This window comes from Xanthobacter sp. BG11Y11_SDJG (assembly GCF_057364445.1).
Genome location: NZ_JBNFNU010000535.1, coordinates 1 through 2,278 on the forward strand (window position 1 = coordinate 1; position 2,278 = coordinate 2,278).

The window sequence follows — 2,278 nt, forward strand, 5'->3', positions numbered from 1 at the left end:
CGCGAGGCGCCCCCGGCGCGCCGGCCGGCGGCCGCCTGAGGGGCATCCCCATGGGGAGCCGCTCGGGCGTGCAAGATCAAGATGATCGGGGGGAAAATTCTCCGGCAATGGCGGATTCGCGCCCTCGCCGCGGGGCCGAGGCCGATCAGCGCAGGTCCAGTTCCACCGGCCGCGGTCGCGGCAGATGCGGCATGGCGGGCGGCTTGCCGTCGCGGATCAGCTCCGGCAGGAAGGCCGCGGGATTGACGCCCAGAGCCGCATGGAGCCCCGCATAGGCGACGGTCACGCGCGGGTTCACCTCCACCACCAGCGGACCGGAGGGCGAAAGGATGACGTCGATGCCGATGATGCCCGCCAGGCCGGGGATCGCCGCCACCACTTTCTGCGCCAGCACCGCGAGCGCGCCATCCCCATCCTCGATGGCGCCCACGGTCACGCCGGTGAGCGAAAGCACGCCGACGAGGTGGCTCATGTGCAGCTGATTGGCGGCGAGCAAAGTGGCCCCGTCCGGACGCACCAGAACGGTGAGGCTTACCGGCGTGCCGTTCACGAACGGCTGCACCACCAGGCGCCCGTTGCGGGGCAAGGCCTCGCGATTGGGCCAGGCGCGCGTGTTCTCCGCCCCCGCGCCGTCGTCCGGCTTGGTGATGAGGTCGCCCTTGATATCGGCCGGGACGGTGTCGAGGGTGTAGGTCGGCACATGGGGAATGAAGTTCTGCGCCAGCACCTGCGCCGTGCGCAGCTTGCTGGAGACGAGGTCGATCGCCGACGGCGCGGCGGCGATGAGCCGGTCCGCGCTCTCGTGCATCAGCCGCACCATGCGCGCGAGCACGCCGCCGGTCTCCGGCCCCACCGGCCACACCACGTCCGCCTCGTTGGCGAGGCCGGACCAGGAGATCCATGGGTCGTCGCCCTTGCTCACCGGCACGGCGTCCTCGTTCGGCTTCGGCAGGCGGTCGTCATAGGCGAGGATGGTGCTGATGCCGGGGAGGGTCTCGAGGTCGCGGATCAGGGCGTCGCGCAGCTGAAGCGCGGCGGGCAATTGCGTTTCCGGCAGGGGCTTGTCGCGCAGCCCGCCCGATGTCACGTACTCGCAGATGAAGACGCGCATCTCGTCCCTCTCCCGGCGGACGATTTCCGGGAATCGTCCGCATGCAGCTTATTCCCGTCCTTGACCTGAAGGGAGGTCAAGTGGTGCGTGCCGTCCAGGGTGAGCGGCAAGCCTATCGGCCCTGGAATTCCGACCTCGCCCCTTCCGCCGATCCCCTCGCTGTGGTTCCGCGGCTGCTGGAGATCGCGCCGTTCCGCACCCTCTACGTTGCAGACATCGACGCCATCACGGGCAGCGGGCATCACGATACCGAGATTCGCGCGGTGCGTGCGCGATTTCCAGCGCTCACGCTCTGGGTTGATGCGGGCGAGACGGCGCCGGCTGTTCTTGCGGCCCGATTGAGCGCCGGTCTCGGCGCGCCGGTGGTGGGCACGGAAAGCCTCTGCGGGCTCGATGAGGCGCGCGCGGCGCTCGCCGTGCCGGGGGTGATCCTCTCCCTCGACCGTGATGCGCGGGGCCTGCGCGGGCCGCCGCAGGTGCACGCGGCGCCGGAGCTGTGGCCCGAGGACGTCATCGTCATGGCGCTGGCACGGGTCGGCTCCGGCGCGGGGCCGGACGTCGCGGCGCTCGACACCGCCCAGGCCATGAAGCCTGCGGCCCGCATCTACGCCGCTGGCGGCGTGCGGGGCGAGGCCGACCTCGACGCCTTGGCGCGCAGGGGGATCGCCGGCGCCCTGGTGGCGAGCGCCCTCCATGACGGCCGGATCGGCCGGGAGGCGGCGCGCCGCTACGCCTGAGCCGCGCGCGCCTCCGCCGCCAGAAGCAGAGCGGCGAAGCAACCGGCGACCGTGAGATCGGCGCTGGTGCCGGGATTGAGGCCGCGCTTCTTCAGATGCGCGTCGAAGGCCATGAGTCGGCGATGGCGCGCCGCGTCCGCCACCCCGCCGATATCGAGCCGCACCGCCGCGGCCTCCGCGCGCACCGCCTCGGCCGCCTCCGGACCGAACTTGCGGGCGATGTGGCTGTCGGGAAACGCGGCGAGGAAGGCGAGGAACGCGTCTTCCAGCCGCACTGGGGCGAGCGGGGCGCCGCCGAGCGGCGGGACGCCGATCGCGAACACCTCCGCGTAGCCGTTGGCGTACTGGCGGGCGATCATGTCGCGATGGGCGGCCAGCGCCATGGCGGCACCGGAGCGGGATTTGCGCCGGGGCGCGCACATCGGCGGCC

General features: G+C 72.1%; 3 protein-coding genes. 1 reads left to right on the forward strand and 2 read right to left on the reverse strand.

All coding sequences use genetic code 11. The annotated features are described in order from the left end of the window. Positions 1-145: 145 nt before the first annotated feature. On the reverse strand, positions 146-1,111 hold the full coding sequence (locus tag AC2W7M_RS24035; protein WP_486135499.1) for an ATP-grasp domain-containing protein: 966 nt from the start codon (positions 1,109-1,111) through the stop codon (positions 146-148). 41 nt (positions 1,112-1,152) lie between these two features. On the opposite strand from AC2W7M_RS24035, the gene AC2W7M_RS24040 reads away from it, so the two are divergent. Next, positions 1,153-1,848: a HisA/HisF-related TIM barrel protein gene (locus AC2W7M_RS24040; RefSeq protein WP_486135501.1), complete on the forward strand. Its 696-nt coding sequence runs from the start codon at positions 1,153-1,155 to the stop codon at positions 1,846-1,848. Here the strand turns inward: AC2W7M_RS24040 and AC2W7M_RS24045 are convergent. Beyond that, on the reverse strand, positions 1,839-2,278 hold a 440-nt coding region (locus AC2W7M_RS24045; protein WP_486135503.1), incomplete at its 5' end, for a triphosphoribosyl-dephospho-CoA synthase. The two genes, AC2W7M_RS24040 and AC2W7M_RS24045, sit on opposite strands and share 10 nt — an antisense overlap.

Bases quoted from the DNA above. Each gene is read 5' to 3' on its own strand.
- AC2W7M_RS24035 (WP_486135499.1), bottom strand. From the start codon at position 1,111: ATGCGCGTCTTCATCTGCGAGTACGTGACATCGGGCGGGCTGCGCGAC.
- AC2W7M_RS24040 (WP_486135501.1), top strand. From the start codon at position 1,153: ATGCAGCTTATTCCCGTCCTTGACCTGAAGGGAGGTCAAGTGGTGCGT.